Origin of the sequence: Actinomadura kijaniata (genome assembly GCF_014138665.1) — a bacterium.
In the GTDB taxonomy this organism is placed as follows: domain Bacteria; phylum Actinomycetota; class Actinomycetes; order Streptosporangiales; family Streptosporangiaceae; genus Spirillospora; species Spirillospora kijaniata.
In genome coordinates this window covers 469,462-491,854 of the sequence record NZ_JACJIA010000003.1, presented here as the reverse complement: position 1 = coordinate 491,854, position 22,393 = coordinate 469,462, and the positions used below count along the sequence as shown (strand labels likewise).

The 22,393-nt window shown below is 74.5% G+C and carries 24 protein-coding genes and 1 tRNA gene; 9 read left to right on the top strand and 16 right to left on the bottom strand.

Annotated elements, in window-relative coordinates:
* Position 1: 1 nt before the first annotated feature.
* The 3 genes from HNR61_RS14420 to HNR61_RS14410 form a co-directional block, all read right to left on the bottom strand.
* Entirely contained in the window at positions 2-934 is a 933-nt protein-coding gene (locus HNR61_RS14420; protein WP_182843630.1) for an anti-sigma factor RsbA family regulatory protein, read from the bottom strand.
* Positions 934-1,863 (bottom strand): MEDS and STAS domain-containing protein, encoded by a 930-nt coding sequence (locus HNR61_RS14415; RefSeq protein ID WP_182843629.1) that lies wholly within the window; start codon positions 1,861-1,863, stop codon positions 934-936. Before HNR61_RS14415 ends, HNR61_RS14420 begins: the two co-directional genes overlap by 1 nt.
* An 80-nt stretch (positions 1,864-1,943) precedes the next feature.
* Positions 1,944-2,867, bottom strand: a complete 924-nt coding sequence (locus HNR61_RS14410; protein WP_312897906.1) for an anti-sigma factor RsbA family regulatory protein — start codon at positions 2,865-2,867, stop codon at positions 1,944-1,946.
* A 261-nt stretch (positions 2,868-3,128) separates the two neighbouring features.
* On the opposite strand from HNR61_RS14410, the gene HNR61_RS14405 reads away from it, so the two are divergent.
* Positions 3,129-3,216, top strand: a tRNA-Leu gene (locus HNR61_RS14405).
* Here the strand turns inward: HNR61_RS14405 and HNR61_RS14400 are convergent.
* Complete coding sequence (locus HNR61_RS14400) at positions 3,170-4,420, bottom strand: MFS transporter (RefSeq protein WP_182843954.1); 1,251 nt, start codon at positions 4,418-4,420, stop codon at positions 3,170-3,172. The two genes, HNR61_RS14405 and HNR61_RS14400, sit on opposite strands and share 47 nt — an antisense overlap.
* Before the next feature lie 72 nt (positions 4,421-4,492).
* Here HNR61_RS14400 and HNR61_RS14395 point away from each other — a divergent pair, with 72 nt between their 5' ends.
* On the top strand, positions 4,493-5,464 hold the full coding sequence (locus tag HNR61_RS14395; protein ID WP_182843627.1) for a GlxA family transcriptional regulator: 972 nt from the start codon (positions 4,493-4,495) through the stop codon (positions 5,462-5,464).
* A 75-nt stretch (positions 5,465-5,539) separates the two neighbouring features.
* Here HNR61_RS14395 and bcp read toward each other — a convergent pair whose 3' ends face one another.
* Positions 5,540-6,007, bottom strand: coding sequence for a thioredoxin-dependent thiol peroxidase (gene bcp / locus HNR61_RS14390; RefSeq protein WP_312897905.1), 468 nt, complete (start codon positions 6,005-6,007; stop codon positions 5,540-5,542).
* A gap of 123 nt (positions 6,008-6,130) precedes the next feature.
* Here bcp and HNR61_RS14385 point away from each other — a divergent pair, with 123 nt between their 5' ends.
* Positions 6,131-6,430 carry a DUF3618 domain-containing protein gene (locus tag HNR61_RS14385; RefSeq protein ID WP_067817303.1) on the top strand — a complete coding sequence of 100 codons (300 nt, stop codon included), beginning with the start codon at positions 6,131-6,133 and terminating at the stop codon, positions 6,428-6,430.
* Here HNR61_RS14385 and HNR61_RS14380 read toward each other — a convergent pair.
* Genes HNR61_RS14380 through HNR61_RS14355 form a run of 6 tightly spaced genes read right to left on the bottom strand, consistent with a single transcriptional unit; the run spans position 6,393 to position 11,917 of the window.
* Positions 6,393-6,635 (bottom strand): anti-sigma factor family protein, encoded by a 243-nt coding sequence (locus tag HNR61_RS14380; RefSeq protein WP_182843625.1) that lies wholly within the window; start codon positions 6,633-6,635, stop codon positions 6,393-6,395. The two genes, HNR61_RS14385 and HNR61_RS14380, sit on opposite strands and share 38 nt — an antisense overlap.
* Positions 6,636-6,680: 45 nt before the next feature.
* Positions 6,681-7,949 (bottom strand): family 4 glycosyl hydrolase, encoded by a 1,269-nt coding sequence (locus tag HNR61_RS14375; protein ID WP_182843624.1) that lies wholly within the window; start codon positions 7,947-7,949, stop codon positions 6,681-6,683.
* Positions 7,950-7,958: 9 nt separating this feature from the next.
* A complete protein-coding gene (locus HNR61_RS14370; RefSeq protein WP_182843623.1) occupies positions 7,959-9,020 on the bottom strand; it encodes a carbohydrate kinase family protein in 1,062 nt (353 codons plus the stop codon).
* The gene (locus HNR61_RS14365) at positions 9,017-9,697 is read right to left on the bottom strand and encodes an SIMPL domain-containing protein (RefSeq protein WP_182843622.1); all 681 of its coding nucleotides are present in this window, start codon (positions 9,695-9,697) and stop codon (positions 9,017-9,019) included. Before HNR61_RS14365 ends, HNR61_RS14370 begins: the two co-directional genes overlap by 4 nt.
* Positions 9,698-9,731: 34 nt before the next feature.
* Positions 9,732-10,919: an amino acid deaminase/aldolase gene (locus tag HNR61_RS14360; RefSeq protein ID WP_182843621.1), complete on the bottom strand. Its 1,188-nt coding sequence runs from the start codon at positions 10,917-10,919 to the stop codon at positions 9,732-9,734.
* Between the two features lie 47 nt (positions 10,920-10,966).
* Positions 10,967-11,917: a CE1 family esterase gene (locus tag HNR61_RS14355; protein WP_182843620.1), complete on the bottom strand. Its 951-nt coding sequence runs from the start codon at positions 11,915-11,917 to the stop codon at positions 10,967-10,969.
* 176 nt (positions 11,918-12,093) lie between these two features.
* Here HNR61_RS14355 and HNR61_RS14350 point away from each other — a divergent pair, with 176 nt between their 5' ends.
* Positions 12,094-13,224 carry an epoxide hydrolase family protein gene (locus tag HNR61_RS14350; RefSeq protein ID WP_182843619.1) on the top strand — a complete coding sequence of 377 codons (1,131 nt, stop codon included), beginning with the start codon at positions 12,094-12,096 and terminating at the stop codon, positions 13,222-13,224.
* On the opposite strand, the gene HNR61_RS14345 is transcribed toward HNR61_RS14350, so the two are convergent.
* Positions 13,221-14,357, bottom strand: a complete 1,137-nt coding sequence (locus HNR61_RS14345) for a phosphodiester glycosidase family protein (RefSeq protein WP_220509316.1) — start codon at positions 14,355-14,357, stop codon at positions 13,221-13,223. The genes HNR61_RS14350 and HNR61_RS14345 overlap by 4 nt on opposite strands.
* 84 nt (positions 14,358-14,441) lie before the next feature.
* Entirely contained in the window at positions 14,442-14,699 is a 258-nt protein-coding gene (locus HNR61_RS14340) for a hypothetical protein (protein ID WP_182843617.1), read from the bottom strand.
* Between the two features lie 554 nt (positions 14,700-15,253).
* Between HNR61_RS14340 and HNR61_RS14335 the strand changes: the two genes are divergently transcribed.
* Positions 15,254-16,243, top strand: coding sequence for a CU044_5270 family protein (locus HNR61_RS14335; RefSeq protein WP_182843616.1), 990 nt, complete (start codon positions 15,254-15,256; stop codon positions 16,241-16,243).
* Between the two features lie 15 nt (positions 16,244-16,258).
* Here the strand turns inward: HNR61_RS14335 and HNR61_RS14330 are convergent, their stop codons facing one another.
* The gene (locus HNR61_RS14330; RefSeq protein ID WP_182843615.1) at positions 16,259-17,269 is read right to left on the bottom strand and encodes an LLM class flavin-dependent oxidoreductase; all 1,011 of its coding nucleotides are present in this window, start codon (positions 17,267-17,269) and stop codon (positions 16,259-16,261) included.
* 90 nt (positions 17,270-17,359) lie between these two features.
* Here HNR61_RS14330 and HNR61_RS14325 point away from each other — a divergent pair, with 90 nt between their 5' ends.
* A complete protein-coding gene (locus tag HNR61_RS14325; RefSeq protein WP_182843614.1) occupies positions 17,360-17,938 on the top strand; it encodes a TetR/AcrR family transcriptional regulator in 579 nt (192 codons plus the stop codon).
* Positions 17,939-18,050: 112 nt separating this feature from the next.
* A complete protein-coding gene (locus HNR61_RS14320) occupies positions 18,051-18,830 on the top strand; it encodes an oxidoreductase (RefSeq protein WP_182843613.1) in 780 nt (259 codons plus the stop codon).
* On the opposite strand, the gene HNR61_RS14315 is transcribed toward HNR61_RS14320, so the two are convergent.
* Both HNR61_RS14315 and HNR61_RS14310 read right to left on the bottom strand, forming a co-directional pair.
* Positions 18,831-19,607 carry an ABC transporter permease gene (locus HNR61_RS14315; protein ID WP_182843612.1) on the bottom strand — a complete coding sequence of 259 codons (777 nt, stop codon included), beginning with the start codon at positions 19,605-19,607 and terminating at the stop codon, positions 18,831-18,833.
* Positions 19,604-20,512: an ABC transporter ATP-binding protein gene (locus HNR61_RS14310; RefSeq protein ID WP_182843611.1), complete on the bottom strand. Its 909-nt coding sequence runs from the start codon at positions 20,510-20,512 to the stop codon at positions 19,604-19,606. The genes HNR61_RS14315 and HNR61_RS14310 overlap by 4 nt, the downstream gene beginning before the upstream one ends.
* A gap of 101 nt (positions 20,513-20,613) precedes the next feature.
* Here HNR61_RS14310 and HNR61_RS14305 point away from each other — a divergent pair, with 101 nt between their 5' ends.
* Both HNR61_RS14305 and HNR61_RS14300 read left to right on the top strand, forming a co-directional pair.
* Positions 20,614-21,720, top strand: coding sequence for a sensor histidine kinase (locus HNR61_RS14305; protein ID WP_220509315.1), 1,107 nt, complete (start codon positions 20,614-20,616; stop codon positions 21,718-21,720).
* On the top strand, positions 21,717-22,388 hold the full coding sequence (locus tag HNR61_RS14300; protein WP_182843610.1) for a response regulator: 672 nt from the start codon (positions 21,717-21,719) through the stop codon (positions 22,386-22,388). Before HNR61_RS14305 ends, HNR61_RS14300 begins: the two co-directional genes overlap by 4 nt.
* The last annotated feature ends 5 nt before the right edge of the window (positions 22,389-22,393 follow it).

Here is a 22,393-nt window from a genome sequence, read left to right as displayed (position 1 = left end):
ATCAGCGGGACACGTGCAGGCGCACGAACGTTCCGTCCCAACCGGCCCGCAGCTCCATCAGGTCCACCAGCAACCGGACCGTCCACAACCCGAACCCGCGCTCCCGCGCCGACTCGGGCGGGATGAACCCGATCAGCGGACTCGGCTGCCAGAACCCGTTGTCGCCCACCTCGCAGACCAGCTCGTCGCCGTCCCGCCACACCCACACCCCCATCGGGGGGACACCGTGCTGCAACGCGTTGGCGGCGACCTCGTTCGCGGCGGTCACCAGGTTCTGCGCCTGCTGCCGGTCCAGCCCGTGCGCCTCGGCGTGCTTGCCCACGAACACCCGCAGCGGATGCAGATCCTCGTCGTGGACCGCCATGTACTCCGCCGTGTCCGGACGCCCCTCGAACCGGCGCCCCACGTCGCAGCCCGCGCCGAACACCTGCGGGTCCATGTACCGGTCGTTCTCGTGGTCGATCCGCCCGTCGAACAGCACCGGATGGGTGTGGCGCGCGAAGTCGAGCACCGCCGACGACAGCCCGTCGCGGTCATAGGGGCACAGCGCCCGCGCCCCCGAATCCGCGAACACCTTGTTGATCAACGACTCGTAGCGCGCCCACTCCAGCGTCTGCCGCTGGTCGGTCCAGTGCCACACCGGCTCGGCCAGCGCCACCACCCGCCGGGGCCGCATGCCGTCGACCAGCTCCAGATAACGCTTCAACGTCCGCACCGGATGGTCGTAGAACTCGGCGGAGTCGTAGAAGCCGACGTCGCCGTCCGGGCCCAGCACGTCGCGCAACGCGTCGAGGTTCGGCCTGCGCACCACCGCGACCACGGCGTCGTCGGCCTCCAACCCCTTGACCAGGAACGGCACCGTGGTGCTCAGGAAGTTCTCGACACCGCTGTACAGGAACGCCCTGTGCTCCAGGCCGTGTCGTCTCAACGCCATCAGGCCACGCCCTCCGGTCCGGGGATGGGGCCGTCCGCCGCGCCGCTGCGGCCGCGCGCCAGTCCGGGCAGGCGGTGCCAGCCCACCATCTCGATCACGTTCTCCACATCCGGCGGGAGGTTGTCCAGCACCAGCGCGTCCCGCTCGTCCAGTCCGGTGGCGTGCTCGGCCAGCAGGTTCAGCGTGCCCAGGTCGATGAACCCCAGCCGGGAGAAGTCCAGGTGGACGCGGCGCCGCCCGTGGGCCACCAGCGACAGCTGCTGGGCGAACACCGAGTGCCGCGCCGCGTCCAGCTCGCCCTCGATCCGCAGGCCGTGCGGCTCGAAGGTGCGGGTGATGCGCAGGATGCCGTCGTCGAACTCGGGGTTCACTTCCACCAGGACCTCGTGCGTGTCGCGCAGGGCCGCCAGCTGGTCGGGCGGGCACAGCCTGCGGTCCACCTGGCAGATCGCCATCGCCATGGTGCTCGGCGAGACCGCGTCGCCCACCTGGTGCTCACATCCCAGCACCCGGTGCAGGTCGCTCCGTCCGGGCTCGCGCATCAGCCAGCTGTGGTCGGTGGTCAGCCGCACCGCGCGGAACCCCTCGTCGAAGGCCCGTTCGACCTCGGTGTTCAGCGTCTCCAGCATCCGCTGGGGATCGAACCGGCCACCGTCGTCCAGGCACGCCCGCGACCGCGGGATCACGCGCAACTGGCCCGACGCGGTGTAGGTGCACAGGTCCAGCCTGGTGCGGGGACCGGTCAGACCGGGCAGCCGCTCCGGCGGCGCGTCGGTGACGTAGACGACCTTCTCCTCGGTGCGCAACGCGTCCGCCACGAACGCCCCGATCACACGGTCGCGCTCCTCGGGAGTGCCATAGGCCAGCCAGGCGTGGTCTCCGGGGCGGACCTCGCCGACCGGCCGCTTGTCGAACCAGGTGGGTTCCATGTCGTGCCCATCAACGTGGGTGCGGGTCCGACCAGAGTACGCCGCGCGCGATGAATTGGAAGCCCAACGCATGGAGTCCCTCACCCTGTGTTCACCGGAACGGCGGGCACCGCCGGCAGCCGGAGCCGCAGCCGCACGATCGAACCGTCGTCACCCGTACGGATCTGTAGCGCCGAGCACAGCAACCGGACCGCCCACAACCCGAAACGCCCCGCCGGACGCGGCGGCAGCAGCCCGAACGACGCCCCGTCCGCCCACCTCCCGCCGTCGGCGACCTCGGTGACCACGTCACCGCCGTCCACCCACATCCGCAGCTCGTACGGCGGCTTGCCGTGCCGCACGGCGTTGGTCATGACCTCGGTGACCGCCACCAGCAGGCGCTGCACGTCGTCCTCGGGCATCCCCCACGCCTTCGCGTGGTAGCCGACGTACATCCGCAGCCAGTACAGGTCGGGCGTCTCGACCGGCATGACCTCGGCGTCCTCCGGAGGCTCCGGCAACGGCCCGCTGTCGCACCGCCGGCTGAACTCCCACGGATCGACATACGACGGGTTCGCCGCCCCGGTCACGGTCTCCGGATGCGTCCTGCGTCCCGCCGCGACGACCCCGCTGGGCAGCGACCGCGCGTACGGGCACAGCACGAACGCGCCGGTGCCCCGCAACGCCACGTTCGACAGCGCCTCGATCCGCTGCCACTCCACCACCTCGGCGGGGTCCCGCCGGGCCCACTCGCCGGGATCGCCCAGGACCCGCAGCCGCCGGCCCTCCCGCTGCGCCCGCTCGGCGTCGGTCAGGCAGTCGGCCAGCCGCCGCGCGGGATGGTCGTACCACTCCACGGCGTCCACGAACTCGACCTTCTCGGCCGCGTCCCCGAGCGCCTCCTGGAGCAGCGTCCGGTTCGCGAGCTTGGCCACGGCGACCACATGGTCCCCCTCGGCCACGCCACCGGACAGAAACGGCACGGCCGCACCCAGGAACTCGTCCATTCCCCTGTACGACAGCACGCGATGAGTGAACGCGTCGTTCACCGTGGCCCCACCTGCGTCAGTTACCGGTGCCCTGCGCTCCGCCCCCCTCTTCGAGCGGACCCATCCAGCGTAAGCCGCCGCCCCCGCCCTGTAGAGCCCCCGGGGGAGGCCGGTTTTCACATAGTGGCGACACGGCCCACAACCCCCTCGCCACGGGGGAAAGTCGATCCCGCCGACCCGGACAGGGGCGCTAAGCTGATCTCGGTCTCCGATATCCAGAGAACCTGGACGAGATGCGCGGACGTGGCGAAATCGGGCATACGCGATAGGTTTAGGTCCTATTGGTGGAAACACCGTGGGGGTTCGAGTCCCCCCGTCCGCACCACACCCACCGGCCCGGTCAGGGGGAGTTCCGTTCCGGGGGTGTCCGGGGCCGGTTCGCGGTTCAGGCGTCGGACCGGTCCGATCAGCAGCAGGGCCGCCGCCACGCCGGCCGTCACCAGGGCCGAGCCCAGCAGGAAGGCGCGCGGTTCGACCAGCGTGGTGGCCGGGCCGGCGAGCGCCTGCCCGACCGCCATGCCCGCGACCGAACCGGCCACCTGGTAGGCGTTGACCCGGTTCACCACGTCCGGCGGGATCTGCGTCTGCACGCTGGTCGACCACATCACCGACCAGAACGCCAGCGCGCAGCCCCCGAGCAGGTGCCCGGCCATCAGCGGTGGCAGCGGCAGGTCGAGCGCGACCGTCAGCGGCACCGCCGCGTACCCGCTCAGCGCCATCGCCCCGGCCGCCAGCGGCCTGCGCGGCCGGACCCTGATCGCCACCAGCCCGCCCAGCACGGTGCCGAGGCCGAGCGCCGCCATCACCCAGCCGTAGTCGGCCCCGATGACCTGCGAGGACAGCGGCACGGACGGCCCGATCACGAGGACGCCCCAGAACACCCAGACCAGGATGACCGACCACATCCAGCTCCGGGCCCTGAACTCCTGCCAGCCCCGGCGCAGGTCGCTCAGCGTGTCGGAGGGCTCCGGCCTGGGGGCGGCGACCCGGAGCAGCAGCAGGCACACCCCGCTGACCAGGAACGTCGCGGCGTCCACCGAGTAGACGACGACCGGTCCGGCGGCGACGATGAGGACCCCGGCCAGGGCGGGGCCGGTGAGCTGGGTGACCGCCTCGGCGATCTTCAGCGTCGCGTTGGCCCGCTGCGGATCCCCGGCGACCAGGGGGACCATGCCGTTGACGCACGGTTCGAACACCCCGGCGGCCACCCCCGACAGGCACGCCATCGCCAGCAGCAGGGCGTACGGCGGAGCGCCGTCCAGGAACGCGACGGCCACGACCCCCTGGGTGACGACCCGGACCGCGTCCGCGCCGATCATCAGGCGCCGGGCGCCGATCCGGTCGGCGACGACCCCGCCGAACACCATGACCAGCACGGCCGACGCGGTCCAGAGCGCCAGCACGTAGCCGACGCCCGCGATCCCGTGGACTCCGCCGATCGCCAGCGCCGAGGCGACGGGCATCATCGCGTCGCCGAGCAGCGAGATCGTGCGGGCCCCGAAGTAGAGGGTGAAGCTCCTCGTCCACATGGGCTCCGATTCTGGGTTTTTCCAGATCAGAGCGCCGGTGTCCCAAAAGACATCATTAAGTACATTTGGGCCATGCTCGTGGACTGCCCGCCGGTGCCCCCCGCGCCCTCCGGACCGCATCGCGTGGTCGCCCTGGTCGCCGAGAACCAGGAGTTCTACCCGGTCACCTCCGCCTCGGCCGTCTTCGGCTACCACGGCCCCGACATCCCCCAGCACTACAGCTTCAGCCTGTGCGCCGAACGCCCCGGCTCCCTGCCCACCACCCTCGGCGCCCCCGTCCGGGTGGACAGCGGCCTGGAAGCCCTCGACGACGCCGACACCGTGCTCGTCGCGGGCTGGACCCTCGCCCCCTCGCCCGCCGTGCTCCGCGCGGTGTCCAGGGCCCACGCCCGGGGCGCCCGCGTCGTCGCCGTCTGCGCCGGGATCTTCATCCCCGCCGCCCTGGGCCTGCTGGACGGCCGCCGCGCCTCCGTCCACTGGGAGCTCTCCGGCGAGCTCGCCGCCCGCCACCCCCGCGTCATCCCCGACGACACCGTCATCTACGTCGACCACGGCGACGTCGCCACCGCCGGGGCCTCGGCCGCCACCCTCGACCTCTGCCTCCACCAGGTCCTCCAGGAGCACGGCGCGGCCCACGCCATGCGCATCGGCCGCCAGCTCGCCGCCGGTCCGCACCGCGAGGGCTGCCAGCGCCAGTACCCTCCGCTCCCCACCGCCGGCCCCATGCCGGACTCCCTGGCGCCCCTGCTCGAATGGCTCCTGTCGCGCCTGGCCGACCCGATCACCGTGGAGGACATGGCCGCCCGCTCGGGCGTCTCGCGCCGCACCCTGACCCGCCAGTTCACCGAGCAGCTCGGCGTCCCGCCCGCCCGCTGGCTGCTGGAACGCCGCCTGGCCGCCACCCGCGCCCTGCTGGAGGAGACCGACCTGCCCGTGGAGACCATCGCCACCCGCGTCGGCCTCTCCTCGGCGGTCAACCTCCGGCGCCGCTTCCACACCGCCCTGCGCACCACCCCGGCCGCCTACCGCCGCTCCTTCCGCTGAAGGTCCCGGCCGCATGACGCGAAACGGCCCGCCCCGTGGCCGGGGCGGGCCGGTTCCGGCCAGCGGTCCGTCAGGTCACAGGGACAGGTCGCGGCGGAGGCGCTCGACGTGGCCGGTGGCCTTCACGTTGTAGTACGCCTTCTCGACCCTGCCCTCGGCGTCGATGATGAACGTCGAGCGGATGACGCCCACCACGACCTTGCCGTACAGCTTCTTCTCGCCGTAGGCGCCGTACGCCTGGAGGACCTTGGCGTCGGGGTCGGACAGCAGCGGGAAGGTCAGGCCCTCCTTGTCGCGGAACCTGGCCAGCTTCCCGGGCTTGTCGGGGGAGATGCCGACCACCGTGACGCCGTGCGGTTCCAGGTCGGGCAGGCTGCTCTGGAAGTCGACCGACTCCTTGGTGCAGCCGGGCGTCATCGCCGCCGGGTAGAAGTAGAGGATCACCCGTTTGCCGCGCAGGGACGCCAGGGAGACGGGGTTGCCGTCGGCGTCGGGAAGCTCGAATTCCGGGGCGATGTCGCCGGGCTCCAGTCGCTCGGACACCAGTTCCGCCTTTCGTTCCGGTGGTCGGTGTCCACCGTACCGGCTGGGGTGGCGCGGGCGTTCGCCGCCGAGACCTGCCACACTGGTGCGGATCATGCGGCGCTGAGCGACAAGGAAGTTCGAATGGCTGACAGGTCCCGTGATCCGGAGGCGCTGGAGCGGGAGATCGAGCGCACTCGCCAGGAGCTGGCGCGCACGATCGACGAACTCGCCGACCGGGTCAACCCCCGCAACGTGGTCGACCGCGGCAAGGAACGGCTGAAAGAGGAGGCCGACCAGGTCGTGCGGACGGTCCGGTCGATGGTGACGGTGCCGGACGGGGACGGCGGCCCCGGTCAGCTCGACCAGCGCGTGGTGGTGGCGGGCGCCGTGGCGGTGGTGGCGCTCACGGCGCTGGTCCTCTTGCGGCGCAGGCGCCGATGAGCCTGGTCGGAGCGCCGGTCCTCGGACGGGGACCGGCGCTTCGTGCTGTCCGGACCAGGGCGGTGACGCGCCGGAACCCGTCCAGCTCGGCGCGGCAGTCGGGGCAGCCGGCCAGATGGGCGCGCAGCACCGCGGCCTCGGGCCCGGGGAGCGCGCCGAGGGCGTAGACGCCGAGGTCGAGGCGGTAGGAGCAGGGTGCCGTCACGTCGGTTGGTACGGCCGGCGTTGCCTCCTCGTTCAGCCGACTCGCTCAGCCGAACTGGGGCAGGTGGGCGCGGTGGGCGGCCAGGCCCTCGTCCAGGATCTTCTCGGCGGTGTGCTTGGAGCGGACGAACGGGTGCGCCATCAGCGCCTGGAGGGCGGTGCGGCGGGAGCCGGTGACCGCGGCGTCGGCGGCGAGGCGCTCGTACTCGTGGATGGCGCGGGTGAGGCCGCGCACGGGGCGGGGGAGCTCGCCCATGGTGAGCGGGACGGGGCCGGAGCGGCCGACGATCGCGGGGACCTCGACGATCGCGTCGGGGTCCAGGGAGGCGATCGCGCCGTTGTTGCGGGTGTTGACGATCATGCGGCGGCCCTCGTCGCGGGCGACGGCGCAGATGACGTCGACGGCGAACTCGCCGTGCTCGCCGCCGCCGCGTTCCCGGCTGGGGTCGGGGTCGTCCCTGAACGACTCGGCGGTGACCTGGTCGTAGTAGGCGGGCAGCATGGCCTGGATGTCCTGGGCGCGGGTGGTGCCCTTGGCGCGGAGCTCGGCGACGACCTCGTCGTGGAAGAAGTAGTACTTGGCGTAGGAGTTGGGCAGGAAGCCGAGGGCCTTGGCGAGCTCGGCCATGCGGGCGGGGTCGCGCCAGGGGGTGGCGCCGCCGCCGGGGATCTCCAGGTCGTCCAGGAGGCGGGGGAGGTCGAGCTCGCGGCCGTCGAGGCGGAGGCGTTCGCACCAGGTGGCGTGGTTGAGGCCGGTCCAGTCGGCCTCCAGGCGGTCGAACGGCAGGTCCAGCAGCTCGGCCCACATCTCGGTGTCGCCGATGTTCTGGTCGCACAGTCCGATGACGCGGGCGCCGGTGTGGCGGGTGACGGCGTCGGTGACGATGTTGGTGGGGTTGGTGTAGTTGACGATCCAGGCGTCCCCGGCGTGTTCGGCGACCTCCAGCAGGACGGGGACCGACCGCAGCGCCATCAGGAACCCGCCGGGGCCCGCGGTCTCCTGCCCGACGACGCCGTGCGCGAGCGGGATCGACTCGTCGAGGTGCCGGGCCTCCAGGCCGCCGGGCCGGAAGGTGGTGAACACGAAGTCCGCGCCGCTCACCGCCGACTTGAGGTCGTGGTGGACGCTGACCGGGACGTCGGCTCCGCGCGCGGCGAACATGCGCGTGGCCAGCCGGGTCATGACCTCCAGGTGCGCGGCGTCGATGTCGTGGCAGGCCAGTTCGGTTCCGGCGAGGTCGGCGGCGCGGTGCAGGACACCCCGGATGACGCCGGGCATGTACCCGCTGCCCGCTCCGATGATCGCGATCTTCAAGGGAGCTCCTCAGCGCAGGGTGGGCTCGGCGCGGGCGACCGACTCGGTGCCGCGCGCCAGTTCGGTCTCGGGGATGAACGGCACGACGAACGCGTACTCGGCCAGCACGTCGGGCGGGACCTCGGTGGACTCGCCGAACGCGGCGATCTCCGACCAGCAGGGCGCGCCGAGCGACCCGCTGTAGTGCCGCACCGACAGCCCGGCGACGAGGTTGGCGAAGCGGAGCCGCTGGTGGAGGGGCCAGCGGGCCAGGGTGCCGAACACGAACCCGGCGGCGAACACGTCCCCGGCCCCGGTCGGGTCGAGCGCCTCGACGGGCAGGGCGGCGGCGGAGGCGCGTTCCCCGGTGGTGGAGTCCACGGCGATGGCCCCGCGCGCGCCCTGCTTGACGACGACCACGGGGACGCGTTCGGCCAGCGCGTCCAGGGCCTCGTCCGGGGAGGCGGTGCGCGTGTAGGCCATGGCCTCGACGGCGTTGGGCAGGAAGACGTCCACGTGCGCCAGGCGGTCCAGCACCTCGCTGGACCAGGTCTCGGTGGGGTCCCAGCCGAGGTCGGCGAAGACCAGCGCGCCCCCGTCCCGCAGCGTCAGGGCCCAGGCGGGGACGGGGCGGTCGATGTCGACGAAGCAGGTGGCGGCGCGCGGCGGGGCGAGCACGGGGTGGTCGCCGCGCGGCGGGCGCGTGTAGGTGACCATGCTGCGGTCGGCGGCGTAGGCGAGCGACACGGTGACCGGCGACGACCAGCCGGGCACCCGCCGGGACCAGGTGAGGTCGACGGCCTCCTGCTCGGCGAGCGTGCGCCACAGGTAGGCCCCGAACAGGTCGTCGCCGAACGTCGCCGACAGCCCGGTGCGCAACCCGAGGCGGCTCATGGCCACGGCGATGTTGGCGACGCCGCCGGGCGCGGAGCCGAGGCCGTCGGTGACCAGCTCGGTGCCGGGCGGCGGCAGCCCCGGCAGCCCGGTGAAGATCATGTCCATGAAGACCTGGCCGGTCAGGAAGACGTCCAGGTCGTGGCCGTGGTCGTGGGAGACGGGGCCGCGTTCGGCGCAGGGGTCGGGCACCGTCATGGCCGGCCGAGGTCCGGGGCGGTGGCGGTGAACCGGGCCTCGACGGCGGCCCGCACGGTCTGGGTCTCCGGCTCCAGGTCCAGCGGCGGCGGCTCCTCCTCGGCGGCCATCATGACGCCCGCCGACGCGGCGTAGGCGACGGGCGCGGCGTCGAACGGCTCGGGTCCCCGGCCGAGGTTCTCGTCGGCGAGGTGGACCAGCCCGGTGATGCGGCAGCCGAGGGCGTCGGCGTAGCTGCGGGCCCGCGCGACGGCCTCCTGCGCGGCCTGCCGGGCGGCCTCGGCGTGCACGGGGCTGTCGCGGCGCAGTTCCCACGAGGGGCCGTGCACGGCGGTGCGTTCCAGGTCGCCGAGGCGGGTGACCAGCTCGCCGAGCACGGTGAAGTCCCGCACCACGATCCTGATCCACACGGTGCCCTGGTAGGCGCGGATGTCGCCCTCGCGCCGCCGGTACCTGACCAGCGGCGTGATCGACAGGCCGCCGGTCTCCAGCTTCTCCACGGCCTCGCCGTAGGACTTGACCAGGTCGAGGGCCTGCTGGTTGCGCTCGACGAGCCGGTCCAGCGCGGTGCGCCGGTCGCGTTCCTGGGACTGCACCTGCACCGACAGCCGGGCGATCTCCGGCTCGACCTCCAGCAGGGCCTCGCCCCGAACGCTGATGACGGGAGCGTCGCTCATACGAGCCAACGTATCCGGTGCGGCCGCTGGAGCGTTACAGGAAGGTCCGGCCCTCACCGCGGTAGGTGGGGACGGTGCGGACGACCCGATCGCCGTCGATCAGGTGGAGGGCGGCGAAGCGCTCGCACAGCTCGCCCGCCTTGGTGTGGCGGAACCAGACGCGGTCGCCGATCCGCAGCGTGTCGGCGGCGCGGCCCAGCAGCGGGGTCTGGACCTCGCCCGCGCCCTCGGTGCCGCTGTAGGACAGGCCGGTCGGCAGGTAGGGCCGGGGGAGGCGGATCTCGTCGGCGGGGCCGGAGGCCAGGTAGCCGCCGCCGAGGCAGGTGACGACGCCGGGGCCGGGGCGGCGCACGACCGGCAGGGCGAACAGGGCGGCGGGGCGGCCGGTGAAGGTGGAGTAGTGGTCGAACAGGTGCGGCTGGTAGAGGCCGGATCCGGCGGCGACCTCGGTGACGGCGCGTTCGGCGACGGTCGTCTCGACCGATCCGGTGCCGCCGCCGTTGACGAACTCCAGGTCGGTCAGCTCGCGCACGGCCGCCACGATGGCGGCGCGGCGGCGGGCCAGCTCCAGGCGGGAGCGCTGCTGCATCGCCCTGATCGCCCTGCCCATGAGCGGCTTGCCGGGCGGCTGGTCGCCGACGCCCGCGATCTGGCCCTCGTAGGCCATCAGCCCGACCAGCCGGAGGGAGGACCGCTTCAGCACCTGCTGGGCGAACGCCCGCACCTGCTCGGGGGTGTGCAGGGGGGAGCGGCGCGGGCCGAGGCTGACCTTGCCGCCGAGCAGCCGGTAGGAGGCGTCGATGTCGACGCACACGCGGACCGGGTGGCCGCCGGCGGCGGCCCGCTCGATCAGGTCGAGGTGGTCGGCGCAGTCGACCATGAGGGTGACCGTGGCCGCGGCGTGCTCGTCGGCGGCCAGTTCCGCGATCGCGGCGCGGTCGGTGGTGGGGTAGGCGACCAGGATGTCGTCGCCGGTGCGCCGCTCGGCCAGCCACAGCGCCTCGGGCAGCGTGAACGCCATGATCCCGGCGAACCCGTCGGTCGCGAGGACCTCCTCCAGGAGGGCGCGGCACCGCACGGACTTGCTGGCGACCCGGACGGGCTTGCCGCCGGCGCGGCGGACGAGGTCGGCGGCGTTGGCGCGGAAGGCCGCCAGGTCGACGACCGCGAACGGGGCCTCAAGGGCGGCGGTGGCGGCGTCGTATCGCTCCCGGAGGTTCATGCGGGCCACACTGCCACAGAACGCCCGCAATATGAAAGCTATTCATGTTACTGGCGGGGGGCGGGATGGGCCGCGAAGAACGACCACAGCGCCTCGCTCGCCCCGTCCGGCCAGCGGTGCGTGCCACCCTCGATCCTGCAGAAGACCACCTCGGCCCCCGCGGCGCCCTTGCCGGTGGCCGAGCACTCCGCGCCGTCCGCGCCCAGGGCCCGCACGTTCCGGCGCGGCTCGGGCAGCCCCGCCTCCTTCCGCCAGAAGTCCACGGCCCGCGACACCGGCGGGAACGGCCGCTTGTCGTTGAAGTCGCGCTCGCCGCCGCCGTGGAAGGGCACGTTCCGGTCGGCGGTCCCATGGAAGATCATCGCGGACACGGGCCGCTCCGGCGAGCACGGCGTGACCAGCGCGCCCTCCACCACCCCGATCGCGGCGACCTTGCCGGCGGCCTCGCACGCCACCCGGTAGGCCATGCCCGCGCCGTTGGAGAACCCGGTCACGTACACGCGCCGGGGGTCGGCCAGCCCCGCGTCGGTCAGCTTGTCGATGAGCCTGCTCAGGAAGTCGACGTCCTTGATCTTGCCGGCCTTGGCCGGGCCGCAGCAGTCCCCGGCGTTCCAGGTGGTCATGAACCCGTCCGGGTAGACGGCCAGGAAGCCCTTGCCGTCGGCGAGCGCGTCGAACCCGGTCAGCTTGCGCATCCCGTCCATGTTCGACAGCCCGCCGTGCAGCGCGATCACCACCGGCAGCCGCTCGGCGGGCCTGCCGCCCCGCCATCCGCCCTTGGTCAGCTTCGGCGGGACGTGGATCAGGTACTCGCGGTGCCCCGGCGTGTCCACGTCGAGTTTCTGCTTGTGCGTGCCGGTCGAGGTCGGGATCCCGGCGACGGTCGCGGGCCGCTTCCCGCCGGTCTTCCCGCCGCCCTCCCGGCCCTGCCGCCCGGTGTCACTGCACCCGGCCAGCACCAGGACCGCCGCCAGCATCACAAGCCCGAGTCGCCGCATCCCCCGAACGTAACCGCCGGGAGCGGCGACAAACTACTCACTGGTAGACAAAGCCGGACCCGCGACCTGTGGCCGCGCCACGGACTCCGCCGGCCCTCTTTCCGTCATGGTCAACACTGGAACGGAATGCTTCGTTCTGCTAAACTGGAGGCACAACGAACGACGAAGGGCCGCACATGTCTGAGATCCAGCCGTTCCGCATCGAGATCCCCCAGGCGGACCTCGACGACCTGAAGAGCCGTCTGGAGCGCACCCGCTTCGCCGACGAGCTGCCCGAGTCCGAGATCACCGACGGCGTCCGGAAGGGCCCGGTCCAGCCCGGCTGGGAGTACGGGGTGCCCGGCTCGTTCGTGCGCGACCTGGTGGCGCGCTGGCGCGAGTTCGACTGGCGCTCCGTCGAGGAGCGCCTCAACGCCCACCCGCAGTTCACCACGGAGATCGACGGCCAGACGATCCACTTCGTGCACGTCCGCTCCCCGCACGAGAACGCCACGCCGCTGATCCTCACCCACGGCTGGCCGAACACGTTCGTCGAGTACCTGGACCTGGTCGGCCCGCTCACCGAGCCCGAGGACCCGGCCGACGCGTTCCACGTCGTCATCCCGTCGCTGCCCGGCTTCGGGTTCTCCGGCCCCACCCGCACCCGGGGCTGGGGCGCGGCCCGCACCGCCGACGCCTGGTCGGAGCTGATGCGGCGGCTCGGCTACGAGCGGTACGGCGTGCACGGCAACGACGCCGGCGCGATCGTCGCGCCCGAGCAGGGCCGCCGCCACCCCGCCGAGGTGATCGGCGTGCACGTCAACCAGATCTTCTCGTTCCCGAGCGGCGACCCGGCCGAGTTCGAGGGGATGAAGCCGGAGGAGATGGAGTACCTGGGCTTCCTCCAGGGGTTCGTCGAGCACGCCATCCACGACCGCGCCCAGCAGGCGCAGCCGCAGACCCTCGCGCACGCGCTGGCCGACTCGCCCGCCGGCCAGCTCGCCTGGATCGGGCAGCTCCTGGGCGGGCTGGACCCGGAGATCATCCTCACCAACGCCACGATCTACTGGCTGACGAACACGTCCGCGTCGTCGGCGCGCTTCTACTACGAGAACCACCGCGAGCCGCAGGCGACCGAGCCGACGTCGTTCCCGATCGGGCTGGCGTCGTTCGCCTACGACTTCCGGCCGCTGCGGCGCTTCGCCGAGCGCGACCACGCGAACATCGTCCACTGGAGCGAGTTCGACCGCGGGAGCCACTGGTCCGCGCACGACGCCCCCGACCTGCTGGTGGGCGACCTCCGGGAGTTCTTCCGCACGGTGCGCTAGAAGACGCCGAGGCCGTTGGCGACCGCCCGTTCCCGCCCGTCGGAGGGGACGGTGCGGACGGTCGCCCCGGCCTCGTCGGGGAAGCGCGTGACCAGGACCGAGGAGCCGCCGCCGTCCAGGCTCACGGCGTCGGCGGCCCCGAAGTACCGCAGCAGCGCGGCCAGCCCGGCGAGCGAGAGCCCCGCGTCGTGCCGGGACCGGCCGTTGACGACCACCAGGAACATCCGCCGCCCGTTCCGGCTCACCCCGGCGGCCGTGCGGGGATGGTGGGCCTTGCGGCCGAGCCCCGGAACGGGACCGCCCGCGCGGAGGATCGGCAGCCCGCCGACCGCGAACCGGAACCGCACGGGCCCGGCCGCCCGGTACCGGACGCTCACCCGCCGCCCCGGGCGCAGGCCGCGCAGGGCGGCGGCCCCGCGTTCGCGCCCGACCAGCACGACCCCGTCCCGCGGAACCCCGCCGGACCCGCCCCGGCCGGCCACGACGCCGCCCCGGACGCTGACCTCGGCGACATCGCGGGAGCAGGGCGCGTCGCGGCGGACGTCGGTGCCGCAGACGGCGCGGGCGCGGGACGCCGTCCCCCACGCGGGGGTGTAGACGCCGACGCCGCCGACCGGCAGGGCGTACTGGTTGAGCCCGACGACCGGGATGCGGCGCCGCCCGGCGGTCACCGCGCCGGCCAGCCGCACCGGGGCCACCCGCCCGCGCCCCCGGGTGTCGACGCCGATCGCGGTCGTGCCGTCCCCGCCGTGGGGCAGCGGCGGGCCGAACCGCTGGCCCACCGGGACGGCGGCCTTGCGCGGGCGCCCGGCGTCGATCTCGGGGCCGACCGCCGAGCCGGTCGGCGGCGGCTCGCGGCGCCCGGCGCCGGTGTCGAAGAAGTCACCGTTGACGCCCGCGAGCGCGCCCGTGGCGGTCACCATGGCCGAGACGGTCCGGCGCTCGGCGACCGCGGCCGGGCGCAGCGGCCCGACCCGCGCGGCCGCGACCTCCAGCATCGCCCCCGACGCCGGTCCGCGCGGCGTCGCGATCGTGAAGGTCCGGAACGTCACCCCCGGCACCGGCGTCCGGACGAGCGGGACGGGTGCGGTCGGCGTCGTCAGCAGCAGGGAGAGGAGGGTCCGCACCAACATCGCACCCATGCTGGCCGCGCCGCCCGCCCGCGCCCCCCGCCACGCCGCCCGATGGCCACCCGGGACGCGCGCATCGACCGCCCTTTACCCCGCGCGGGGCTCCGCCGGGGCGCGGGGAGGTCGGCGCGCCCGCCCGGCCGCGGGCGCTCCCGCTGCGGCGGAGGCCGGGGCGGCCGGCGTCCGGCGCAGGCCGAGGGCCGTCACCGCCGCGCCCGCCAGGACCACCCACAGCGGGACCAGGACGGCCGCGCGCGGGCCGGAGCGTCCGACGAGCACGCCGGTCAGGGCCAGCGCCAGCACTGGGCCGATCTGGAACGAGGTGTTGACCAGCCCGCCGGCCACGCCCTGCTCGGCCGCCGGAACGCCGTCGCGTTCGCCGAGGACACCGTCCGCGTGGCCGTGAATTCCCCGGCCTGAGACACGTCCCGGAAGGCCCCGGCCGCAAACCAACGCCGGACTCGATGAACGGCGCGGCCTGGTGAACGGTGTGGTGCGGTCCGGTGCGCGGTGTGTGGTGCGGCGCGGTGAACGGTGCGATCCGGTGGGCGGAAGGTCGCTTCGGGGTCCGTCGGACTCGGCACGGCTCCGGGGCCGGTGGAGCGGGGTGATCCGTTCTGGTGTGGGTCGGTGCGTCACCGGGGTCCGACCGAGTGTGGTGATCGGGCGGATCTCGGCGGCCTTCCCGCCCATACTGGTCCCAGCGGTACGCGTCGGACCGAAACGCCGATACCGGGACCCGGCCCGCCCTTCGGCCACGCGACGCGGCGCCGCCCACCGCCCGGACCGGGCGGGCCGCAGGGAGGACGCCACGGTCCGGGAACCGGGCGGCACCGTTCGTTCGTGAAGGGACGGGGCACTCAGGAAGCCGCGCGGCGCATTCGGCAAGGAGCCCGACCATGGATGAGACGACCGAGGCGCGGCGGTCGCGTTCGGCCGCCGACGTCCGGCCGCGCGCCCGCCGGGGCCGGCGCTCCTCCCTGGCCCTCGGCGCGATGGCCGTGGCCGGCGCGGCGGCCGCGGTGGTGGTGGCGCCGGTCCTCAACGAGATGCAGGGGACCCGGCCCGCGCAGCCGCCCTCGCCCCGGCGGCTCCTGATCGCGGCGGCCGAGCGCGCCGAACGGGAACCGGCGCGGTCCGGCGCGTTCTGGCACCAGCGCTTCCGGACGGGGCGGCAGTACCGGGTGCGCGGCGCGGACGGCGAGTGGTACGTCATCGAGCGGCGCGGCGTCGGCGAGTCGTGGACGCCGGTGCGGAGCCCCGAGGACGGCACGGTGCTCTCCAGCCGGGACTTCGGGGCGGGCCCGGTCACGTCCGACGACCGGGCCGCGTGGCAGCGGGCCGGATCCCCGACCGAGTGGCCGGCCGGCGACGGCACGCGCCTCCGGGCGCGGCCCGACCGGCGGAAACCCGTCGTCCGGCGGCGGGAGCGGGGCACGTTCATGTGCGCGGGCAAGCCCATGACCCTGGCGGAACTGCAACTGCTCCCGACCGCCCCCCAGGCGCTCCGGACCACCATCCTCCAGGGGAACGCGGGGCGCCGCCCGCGCGGGGACGGCTCCTCCGAGGCGGAGACGGTCCTGCTGGAGGTGTCGGCCCTGCTGCGCACGCCCGCGCCGCCCCGCACGCGCGGCGCGGCGTACCGCCTGCTGGCCTCGCTGCCCGGACTGCGCTACGCGGAGGACGTCCACGACCCCCTCGGCCGTCCGGGGCTGGCCGTGGACGTGCCCGGCGGGCGGGGCGGGGTCACCCGGCGCCTGATCGTCGATCCGGCGACCGGCCAGCTGCTGACCTGGATGGACCACACGGACGGGGACGGCCGCCGGCTGGTCTCCTACACGGCGTACGAGTCCGTCGGCTGGTCCGAGGGCCGGCCGCCGCGGGGCTGACCGGCCGCGCGCCGCTCAGCCGGCGGCGCGCAGCGGCGGGACGAGGCCGACCAGGCGGGCCAGGCGGCGGTGGGAGTCCAGCCGGGCCGCGCGGTCGTGGGTGCTGGTGTGGACGAGGATCTCGTCGGCCCCGGCGCGTTCGACCAGGTCCTCCAGCGCCTCGGCGGCCTCGTCCTCGGTGCCGTGGATCTGGCCGTGCAGGGAACGCTCCATCATCCGGCGCTCCACGTCGGTGAGGGGCAGCGCCTCGATCTCCTCGGGCGGCAGCAGCGGCGGGAACTCGCCGTGCGTCTTGGTGTGCGCGCTCGCCCACGCCTCGGGCAGGAGCAGGCGGCGGGCGCGTTCGGTGGTCTCGGCGATCGTGACGCCGGTGGAGACGACGACGTAGGGGCGGTCGCCCCGGAACGCCGCGCGGTAGCGCCCGATCGCCTCGACCATGCGCTCGACGCCGCGCGCCGGGGCGATGACCAGCGGAAGGCCCAGCTCGGCGGCGAGTTCCGCGCCCGCGCCCGTCGCCAGCACGAACGCCGGGACCCGCAGCCCCTCGGCGGGCCGGGCGTGGACGCCGGGGTGGGCCCGCTGCTCGCCGGTGAAGTACCCGAGCAGCTCCCGGACCTGCGCGGCGAAGTCCTCGGCGTCGTCCCTGTCGTGCCCGAGCGCCCGGCGGACGCCGCCGGTGAACCCGACCGACCGGCCCAGCCCCATGTCGATCCGTCCCGGGTACAGCGACTCCAGGACGCCGAACTGCTCGGCGACGACCAGCGGCCGGTGGTTGGGCAGCATGACGCCGCCGGTGCCGACCCGGATCCGCGAGGTCGCGGCGGCGACGGCGGCGGCCAGCACCGTCGGCGCCGACCCCGCCACGCCGGGAACGCCGTGGTGTTCCGCCACCCAGAACCGGTGGTACCCCAGCGCCTCGACCTCCCGCGCGAACGCCACCGTCGCGCGCAGCGCCGCGGGATGCCCCTCACCCGCCCGGGTGCGGGAACGGTCGAGCACCGAGAACCGTGTCGTGCGCAGACCCATATCGATCACAACGCCTGCGGCGCGCCGTCATTCCGCCCGGCGCCCGCCTTTGTTCGACCTTCAGGTCAAACAAAGGCCAGGGTCCCGGGCATGGGCAGGCCGAGGCGGTTCGATCCCAACGTCGCCGTCGAGCGGGCGATGCAGGTCTTCTGGCGCAAGGGCTACAACGCCACCACGCCGCAGGACCTCGTCGACGCGCTCGGCATCGGCAAGGGGTCGCTCTACCTCGCGTTCGGCAGCAAGCACGGCCTGTACGAGCGGGCCCTGGAGCGGTACCGCGACGGTCAGGCCGCCCTGCTGGTCGACCTGCTCGACCGGCCGGTCCCGGTCCGCGAACGCCTGCGCGGCGTGCTGCTGCTCCTGGTGGACATGGACATGGCCGACCCGGACCGCCGGGGCTGCATGGCGATCAACGCCGCCGCCGAGCGCGCCGGGGTGGACCGGGCCGCCACCGACCTGGTGCGGCGCATGTTCGACCGCACCGAGGAGGCGTTCCGGACGCTGGTGGAGGAGGGGCAGCGCGACGGCGAGATCGACCCCGCGCGCGACGCCCGCGCCCCGGGGAGCCTGCTGCTCACCACCCTCGTCGGCACGCGGCTGCCGACCCGGACGGCGGAGGGGCCCGAGCGCCTGGACCGCGTGGTGGACACCGTCCTCGACTCCCTCTGATCCGGATCGGTCGCGGGGCCTGGGGAGGTCCCCCAGGGTGATACCGCCCGCCCGCCGCGGCGGGCTTCGCACGCCCCGTTTTTTGTACCTCTAGGTAAAGAACGGAACCCCCATGGACCTGCGTCTCTCCGGCAAGACCGCCCTCGTCACCGGCGCCAGCCGGGGCATCGGCCTGGCCACCGTCCGCGCCCTGACCGCCGAGGGCGTGCGCGTCGCCGCCGTCTCCCGCACCGTCACCCCCGAGATCGGGGACACCGGCGCGACCGTCCTCACCGCCGACCTCGCCACCCCGGACGGCGCGGCCGACGCGGTGCGCCGGGCCGTCGCCGCGCTGGGCGGCCTGGACCTGCTCGTCAACAACGTCGGCGGCGGCGACGTCAAGGTCGGCGGCTTCCTCTCCTCCGACGAGGAGCACTGGCGGGGCACCTTCGACGTCAACCTGTTCAGCGCGGTCCGCGTCACCCGCGCCGCCCTGCCCTCCCTGCTGGAGGGCGGGGGCGCGATCGTCAACGTCTCCTCCATCGGGGCCCGCCTGCCCGGCGCCGGGCCCATCGCCTACAACGTCGCCAAGGCGGGGCTCACGGCGTTCGGCAAGGCGCTCGCCGAGGAGTTCGGGCCGCGGGGCGTGCGCGTCAACACCGTCTCGCCCGGCCCGGTCCGCACCGCGATCTGGGAGGCCCCCGACGGCTTCGGCGGCAAGCTCGCCGCGGCCGTCGGGGCGGAGCACGCGGCCTTCCTGGAGCAGGTCCCGGCCATGATGGGCATGACCACCGGGCGGATCACCGAGCCGGAGGAGGTGGCCGCGCTGGTGGCGTTCCTGCTGTCGGACGTGGCCGCCAGCGTCACCGGCTCCGACCACCTCATCGACGGCGGCGCCGTCAAGACCGTCTGATCACACGTCCCGGCGGGTGAGGACCAGCACCCCGGCGGCCAGCGCGGCGGCGGCGTAGCCGACCAGCAGCACGCCCGCGACCGCCGGGGGCAGCGGATCCTTCAGCAGCGTGCCGGTCCGGCCCGCCACCTGCGCGAACAGCGACGTCGGCAGCAGCCGGTCGATCCGCCCGTCCCACGGGTCCGGCGCCACCGTGGCGACCAGCGTCGGCAGCACGAACAGCAGCGCGGCCACCGCCGTCACCCCGCCCGCCGTGGACCGCAGCGCCGCGCCCAGCCCGAGCCCGACCAGCGCCGACACCACCACCAGCAGGCACAGCGACGCGATCCACGGCGCCTCCTCGCCCACCGAACGATGGAACTCCACCACCCCGCGCCCGCCCACGACCAGCCGCCCGAGCAGCGCCGCCGCCGTGAACGCCACCAGCCCCACGGCCAGCGACACCGCCGCGACCACGCCCGCCTTGGCGGCCAGCAGCCGGCCCCGCCGGGGCACCGCCGCCACGCTGGCGCGGATCATCCCGGTGGCGTGCTCGGCGGTGACCGCCAGCACCCCCAGCACCCCCGCGCACAGCGGCAGCGCCAGCGCCATCGGGTACTCCGGCGGCGCGGCCCGCATGGTCGCGCGCTCGGCGGGCGACCGGCCGTCCCAGATCTCCGCGACGGCGAACGACCACAGCCCGCACAGCGCCAGCAGCACCGCGACGGCGACCGCGTTCAGCCACGTCGACCGCACCGAGCGCAGCTTCAGCCACTCCGCGGACAGCAGGGGGATCATCGCGCGACCTCCTCGGCGCGGTGGGCGACGCTGTCGGCCGTCAGTTCCATGTACGCCTCCTCCAGCGACGCGCTGCGCGTCGCGACCTCGTAGAGGGGGATCCCGCGCGCCGCCGCCAGCTCCCCGATCTCCTCCGCCGTCGATCCGTGGACGGCGATCCCGCCGTCCTCGGTGCTCACCGTGGCCCCGGCCTCGGCGAGCGCGGCGGCCAGCTCGGCGGCGCGCGGCGTGCGGACCAGGACGCCGCGCCGGAAGCGCCGCTCCAGCTCCGCCACCGACGTGTCGGCGATCAGCCGCCCCCGCCCGACGACGACCAGCCGGTCGGCGGTCAGCGCCATCTCGCCCATCAGGTGGCTGGACACCAGCACGGTCCGACCCTCGGCGGCCAGCGCCCGCATCAGCTCCCGGATCCACCGGATGCCGTCGGGGTCGAGGCCGTTCACCGGCTCGTCGAGCAGCAGCACCCCCGGATCGCCGAGCAGCGCCGCCGCGATCCCGAGCCGCTGACGCATGCCCAGCGAGAACCCGCCGATCCGCCGCCGCGCGACCCCGGCGAGCCCGACGCGCTCCAGCAGCCCGGTGACGCGCCGGTCGCCGATCCCGTGGGTGCGCGCCAGGCAGCGCAGGTGGTCGCGGGCGGTGCGGTCGCCGTGCCCGGCCGAGGCGTCCAGCAGCGCCCCCACCTCGTGCAGGGGCCGCTCCAGCTCCCGGTACCGGCGGCCGTTGACCAGGGCCGCGCCGGAGTCGGCGGCGGCCAGTCCCAGCAGCACCCGCATGCAGGTGGACTTGCCCGACCCGTTCGGCCCGAGGAACCCGGTCACCGTTCCCGGCCGCACCTCGAACGACAGTCCGTCCAGCGCCGCCGTGCCGCCGTACCGCTTGGTCAGCTCCCGTACTTCGATCATGCGGCCCACCCTGGCGGCCGCGTCCGGCCCGCGCATCGGAGCGCGGTCTGTCAGACCGGGGGCGGAGGCGCCCGGCCGCGCGCCGCGGATACCGTCGGGACGTGCGAGACCTGCTCACCGGACGCCTCGACCGGAACCACCTGATCGCGCTGGACGCGGTGGCGGCCGGCGTGTACGTGCTGTCCGTCGCGCCGCTGGCCTCCCTGCACCGCGGCCCGCTCGCGATGGCCGCCGCGCTCGCCGCCGGGGCGCTGCTGCCGCTGCGCCGGGTGCGGCCGCTGCCGGTGTTCCTGTGCGTGCTGGCGCTGACGCTGCTCGGCGACGTCGGCGACTACCGCGCGGGGGCGGCGTTCGCGCTCTACCCGGTGGCGCTGGCGCAGCCGCGCCGCCGCCTGCTGCCGACGCCGGTCATCGGCGGGACCAGCGCGCTGGTGATGTGCGTGCTGAGCGTCATGGGCAAGGAGAGGACGGGGGACCGGACCGGGGAGGTGCTGTTCGGGCTGGCGGTGCTCGGGGTGGCGTGGACGTTCGGCCGCGCGGTCCGCGAACGCCGCGCCCACGCCGGCCGCGCCGCCCGCGAGATGGCCGAACGCGCCGCCGCCGACGAGCGGCTGCGCATCGCCCGCGAGCTCCACGACGTCGTCGCCCACAACATGAGCGTCATCGCGGTGAAGGCGGGCGTGGCCAACCACGTGGCCGCCGAGCACCCCGAGGAGGCGCGCGAGGCCCTCGCGGTGATCGAGGAGACGAGCCGTACGGCCCTCACCGAGATGCGCCACCTGCTCGGCGTGCTGCGCACCACCGAGCCCGAGCTGGCCCCGGCCCCCGGCCTGTCCGGCCTGGCGGCGGTGGCCGACCGCGCCGCCCTCGCCGGGGTCCGCGTCGACCTGCGCGTCGACGCCCCCGACCTGCCCGAGGGCGTCGCGGTGTCGGCGCACCGCATCGTCCAGGAGGCGATCACGAACGTGGTGAAGCACGCGGCCCCGGCCCGCTGCCGGGTCGTGGTGGAGTCCGGCGACGGCGTCCTGCGCATCGACGTCGCCGACGACGGGCCCGGCGTCCGCGTCCTGCCGTCCGGCCCGCCGGGCCACGGGCTGATCGGCATGCGCGAGCGGGTGACGATGTACGGCGGGACGTTCACCGCGGGCCCGCGCCCCGAGGGCGGCTTCGCGGTGGCGGCCCGCATCCCCTACGAAAGGCGTTCATGAGCGATCTGCGTGTGCTGGTGGCCGACGACCAGGCGTTGGTGCGCGGCAGTTTCGGCCTGCTGGTGGACACCGCCCCCGGCCTGACCGTGGTCGGCGAGGCCGGGACGGGCGCGGAGGCCGTCGCGCTGGCGGCCGAGCGCCGCCCCGACCTCGTGCTGATGGACGTGCGGATGCCGGAGATGGACGGCATCGAGGCGACCCGGCGGATCTGCGCGTCCCTCCCGACGCGGGTGCTGATCCTGACGACGTTCGACCTGGACGCCTACGTGTACTCGGCGCTGCGCGCCGGGGCGTCGGGCTTCCTGCTGAAGGACACCCGGCCCGCCGACCTGCTGGAGGCGGTCCGCGTGGTGGCGGCGGGGGACGCGCTGCTGGCCCCGTCGGTCACCCGCCGCCTGATCGCCGAGTTCGCCCGCCAGGTCCCGGCCGCCGTGCCCGCGCCCGACCTGGCGGGGCTGACCGACCGGGAACGCGAGGTCCTCACGCTGGTCGCGCGCGGGCTGTCCAACGCCGAGCTGGCCGACCGGCTGCGGGTGAGCCCCGCGACGGTCAAGACGCACATCGGCAACCTGCTGTCCAAGCTGCACGCCCGCGACCGCGCCCAGCTGGTGATCGCCGCCTACGAGTCCGGACTGGTCCGGCCGCACCGCCACGACCACCTTCAATGATCATG

What these genes read in the sequence shown, in the direction of transcription:
- HNR61_RS14420 (WP_182843630.1), bottom strand. Translation starts at nt 934, where the DNA reads ATGGCGTTGAGACGACACGGCCTGGAGCACAGGGCGTTCCTGTACAGC.
- HNR61_RS14415 (WP_182843629.1), bottom strand. Translation starts at nt 1,863, where the DNA reads ATGGAACCCACCTGGTTCGACAAGCGGCCGGTCGGCGAGGTCCGCCCC.
- HNR61_RS14400 (WP_182843954.1), bottom strand. Translation starts at nt 4,420, where the DNA reads ATGTGGACGAGGAGCTTCACCCTCTACTTCGGGGCCCGCACGATCTCG.
- HNR61_RS14395 (WP_182843627.1), top strand. Translation starts at nt 4,493, where the DNA reads ATGCTCGTGGACTGCCCGCCGGTGCCCCCCGCGCCCTCCGGACCGCAT.
- HNR61_RS14385 (WP_067817303.1), top strand. Translation starts at nt 6,131, where the DNA reads ATGGCTGACAGGTCCCGTGATCCGGAGGCGCTGGAGCGGGAGATCGAG.
- HNR61_RS14370 (WP_182843623.1), bottom strand. Translation starts at nt 9,020, where the DNA reads ATGACGGTGCCCGACCCCTGCGCCGAACGCGGCCCCGTCTCCCACGAC.
- HNR61_RS14365 (WP_182843622.1), bottom strand. Translation starts at nt 9,697, where the DNA reads ATGAGCGACGCTCCCGTCATCAGCGTTCGGGGCGAGGCCCTGCTGGAG.
- HNR61_RS14360 (WP_182843621.1), bottom strand. Translation starts at nt 10,919, where the DNA reads ATGAACCTCCGGGAGCGATACGACGCCGCCACCGCCGCCCTTGAGGCC.
- HNR61_RS14355 (WP_182843620.1), bottom strand. Translation starts at nt 11,917, where the DNA reads ATGCGGCGACTCGGGCTTGTGATGCTGGCGGCGGTCCTGGTGCTGGCC.
- HNR61_RS14350 (WP_182843619.1), top strand. Translation starts at nt 12,094, where the DNA reads ATGTCTGAGATCCAGCCGTTCCGCATCGAGATCCCCCAGGCGGACCTC.
- HNR61_RS14345 (WP_220509316.1), bottom strand. Translation starts at nt 14,357, where the DNA reads ATGTTGGTGCGGACCCTCCTCTCCCTGCTGCTGACGACGCCGACCGCA.
- HNR61_RS14335 (WP_182843616.1), top strand. Translation starts at nt 15,254, where the DNA reads ATGGATGAGACGACCGAGGCGCGGCGGTCGCGTTCGGCCGCCGACGTC.
- HNR61_RS14330 (WP_182843615.1), bottom strand. Translation starts at nt 17,269, where the DNA reads ATGGGTCTGCGCACGACACGGTTCTCGGTGCTCGACCGTTCCCGCACC.
- HNR61_RS14325 (WP_182843614.1), top strand. Translation starts at nt 17,360, where the DNA reads ATGGGCAGGCCGAGGCGGTTCGATCCCAACGTCGCCGTCGAGCGGGCG.
- HNR61_RS14320 (WP_182843613.1), top strand. Translation starts at nt 18,051, where the DNA reads ATGGACCTGCGTCTCTCCGGCAAGACCGCCCTCGTCACCGGCGCCAGC.
- HNR61_RS14315 (WP_182843612.1), bottom strand. Translation starts at nt 19,607, where the DNA reads ATGATCCCCCTGCTGTCCGCGGAGTGGCTGAAGCTGCGCTCGGTGCGG.
- HNR61_RS14310 (WP_182843611.1), bottom strand. Translation starts at nt 20,512, where the DNA reads ATGATCGAAGTACGGGAGCTGACCAAGCGGTACGGCGGCACGGCGGCG.
- HNR61_RS14300 (WP_182843610.1), top strand. Translation starts at nt 21,717, where the DNA reads ATGAGCGATCTGCGTGTGCTGGTGGCCGACGACCAGGCGTTGGTGCGC.